Origin of the sequence: Curtobacterium sp. B18 (assembly GCF_000333375.1) — a bacterium.
Taxonomy (GTDB): domain Bacteria; phylum Actinomycetota; class Actinomycetes; order Actinomycetales; family Microbacteriaceae; genus Curtobacterium.
In genome coordinates this window covers 1-3,352 of the sequence record NZ_BACZ01000314.1, presented here as the reverse complement: position 1 = coordinate 3,352, position 3,352 = coordinate 1, and the positions used below count along the sequence as shown (strand labels likewise).

The window sequence follows — 3,352 nt, the reverse complement described above, 5'->3', positions numbered from 1 at the left end:
GGGCGCGCGAGGTGTCGGCACGCCAGAAGCGCTGGAAGATCTCGTCGCGCAGCTGCGGCGGGATGCCCTCACCGTGGTCGATCACGTCGATGTGGGCCATCCCACGCTCGTCGTCCACGCCGATGCCGATCTCGATCGGGTCGTCGTGCTCCGTGAAGCGCATGGCGTTGCCCATGAGGTTCGTGACGATCTGGCGGATCTTGTTCTCCTCCGCCAGGACGATCGGCGGCCGCTTCGGCAGCACGACGGTGGGCAGCGGCGTGGTCTCGTCGGAGGGGGCAGCCGTGCCGTCGACGCCCATCGCGCGGGTGCGGCGGGCGCGGAGCCGCGCGATCGTCTGGCGCGAGAACGCGATCGGGCCGGTCGTGTTCGCGGACGTCGGCGATGCCGGGGGCCCGTCGCCGGAACCGGGGGCGGAGGCGGGAGCCGACGCCGGACGGACGGCATGCGGCACGCTCTCGCCGGTCACCGAGTCTTCGACGAGCACCTGGATCTCGCGATCGGGGTTCGACGCCATCGTGTCGAGCGCGGAGTCCCGGGCGATGGCGACGAGGTCGACCGGGCCGAGCTCGAGTGGCTTCGACTCGTCGATGCGGGCGAGCTGCAGCAGGTCCTGCACGAGGAGGCCCATGCGCTGGGCTTCCTTCTCGATGCGCTCCATCGCCTGGGCGACGTCCTCTTCCTTGCGGAGCGCGCCCATCCGGTAGAGCTCGGCGTAGCCGCGGAGCGACACGAGGGGCGTGCGGAGCTCGTGGGAGGCGTCCCCGACGAACCGGCGCATCTGGTCGATGGTGCGCTGCCGGTCCTCGAACGCGGAGTCGATGCGCTCGAGCATGGAGTTGAGGGACCGGTTCAGCCGACCGACCTCGGTGTTGGGGGTGTCGGCTTCGAGGCGCTGGTTGAAGTCACCGGCTGCGAACCGGGCAGCGGTGTCCTCGACGTCGCGCAGGGGGTCGAACGTCGCCGTCACGAGGAGCCGCGTGAGCATGGCGCCGAGCAGGATCACCGAGGCGCCGAAGCTCAGGAAGATGGCGGTGAACCGCAGGACGGTCTGGTCGGTGTCGGCGCTCGACACCGCGACCAGGACGTACCCGGCCTGCGTGGTGCCGGTCGACTGGTCCTGCAGCGATGCCGGGATGACCTGCGCACGCCACTCGTGGTTGTGCTGGCTGTCGTACAGCGAGAAGCGCGAACTGGTCTGCGCCGCGGAGGAGAAGTCGAGTTCGTGGATGTCGGGGCGGCTCGACGCCGGGGTCTGGCAGATCTGCTTGCCGGCGGAGTCGTAGGCGGCGACGTACGCGCTCTGCGAGAGGACGACGGAGAGCTTGCAGTACTGCTCACCGTCGCTGATGTTCTGACCCTCGAGCTGTTCCGTCGTCTGACGGACGTTGTTGTCCAGCTGCGCCATGAGGTACGTCGACAGCACCGTCATCGTGCCGAGCCCCGCGACGAGCAGCCCGAGCGCCACCAAGAGCACCGTGATCCCGGTGATCTTGGTGCGCAGGGAGATCCCGTCCCACCAGCGGCTCATTCTCGTGTGCATGCTTCCCCAACGATAGACAGCGGTCGCCCGGTGAAACCGGACGACCGCCGTGAAGTCGAGCCCCGAGGAGCCCGGACGCGCTACGAGGCCTTGGAGGCCTTCAGCATGTAGCCGAACCCGCGCTTGGTCTGGATGATCGGCTCGGCCGAGTACTGGTCGAGCTTGCGGCGCAGGTAGGAGATGTAGGACTCGACGATGCCGGCGTCGCCGTTGAAGTCGTACTCCCACACGTGGTCGAGGATCTGCGCCTTCGACAGCACGCGGTTGGGGTTGAGCATGAGGTAGCGCAGGAGCTTGAACTCGGTCGGCGAGAGCTCGATCTGCGCGTCGCCGATCGTGACCTCGTGCGTGTCCTGGTCCATCGTGAGCTCGCCGGCGCGGATGATCGCGTCTTCCTCGTCGTTCATGGTGCGACGGAGGATCGCCTTGATGCGGGCCACGATCTCGTCGAGCGAGAACGGCTTCGTGACGTAGTCGTCGCCGCCCACGGTGAGGCCGGTGATCTTGTCCTCGGTGTCGTCCTTCGCGGTGAGGAACAGGATCGGGGAGGTGTAGCCCGACGACCGCAGGCGCTTGGTGACGCCGAAGCCGTTCATGTCGGGCAGCATGACGTCGAGGATGATCAGGTCCGGCTCTTCCTCGAGCACGGCGGAGATCGCCTGTGCTCCGTTGCCCACTGCGCGCACGGCGAAACCGGCGAAGCGCAGCGAGGTCGTCAGGAGGTCGCGGATGTTCGGCTCGTCGTCGACGATCAGGATCTTGGGGCCATCGCTCATGGTCCTATCTTCTGACCGTTCCCTAGTGGTTTCCTGAGAGCGTTTGGTGCGTCAGCCAACGACCGCCTGGACCTGATCGGCGTCGAGGATCGTGTAGGAGTACCCCTGCTCGGCGAGGAAGCGCTGTCGGTTCTGCGCGAAGTCCTGGTCGACGGTGTCGCGCGTCACGAGCGTGTAGAACGACGCCGGCAGCCCGTCCTTGTTCGGGCGCAGGAGTCGGCCGAGTCGCTGGGCCTCCTCCTGCCGGGAACCGAACGAGCCGGACACCTGGATCGCGACCGTCGCGTCGGGCAGGTCGACCGAGAAGTTCGCGACCTTCGAGACGACGAGCACGTCGATCGTCCCCTCGCGGAAGGCCTGGTAGAGCCGCTCCCGCTCGTCGACGGGCGTCGCACCCGTGATCTCGGCGGCGTCGAGGGACGCAGCGAGGTCGTCGAGCTGGTCGATGTACTGCCCGATCACGAGGATCTGCTCACCGCGGTGCTTCTCGATGAGCTCGCGGACCACCGGGGTCTTCGCCGGCGAGGTCGCCGCGAGCCGGTACCGCTCGTCGTCGCTCGACGCGGCGTACTCGAGGCGGTCCTGGTGGGGCAGGTCGATGCGCACCTCGTAGCAGGCTGCGGGCGAGATGTACCCCTGCGCCTCGATCTCCTTCCACGGGGCGTCGTAGCGCTTCGGCCCGATGAGGGAGAACACGTCGCCCTCGCGGCCGTCCTCGCGCACGAGGGTCGCCGTGAGACCGAGTCGGCGCCGCGCCTGGAGGTCGGCGGTGAGCTTGAACACCGGTGCCGGCAGCAGGTGCACCTCGTCGTAGACGATGAGGCCCCAGTCGAGGGCGTCGAGGAGCGACAGGTGCGTGTACTCGCCCTTCCGGCGGGCGGTGAGGATCTGGTACGTCGCGATCGTGACGGGCCGGATCTCCTTCACGCTGCCCGAGTACTCGCCGATCTCGTCCTCGGAGAGGGTGGTGCGGCGCAGCAGCTCGGACCGCCACTGCCGAAAACGAGACCGTGTTCGTGACGAGGACTCTAGA

At 68.0% G+C, this 3,352-nt stretch carries 2 protein-coding genes and 1 pseudogene; all 3 read right to left on the bottom strand.

The genetic code is table 11. The features are described from left to right. Positions 1-1,543 (bottom strand): sensor histidine kinase (locus tag I5E_RS08525; protein WP_031261943.1); only part of this gene is annotated, 1,543 nt, incomplete at its 3' end. 80 nt (positions 1,544-1,623) lie between these two features. Beyond that, positions 1,624-2,319, bottom strand: coding sequence for a response regulator transcription factor (locus I5E_RS08520; protein WP_017888045.1), 696 nt, complete (start codon positions 2,317-2,319; stop codon positions 1,624-1,626). A gap of 51 nt (positions 2,320-2,370) precedes the next feature. Beyond that, positions 2,371-3,352: pseudogene (locus tag I5E_RS21475) on the bottom strand (DEAD/DEAH box helicase); the annotation flags it as partial.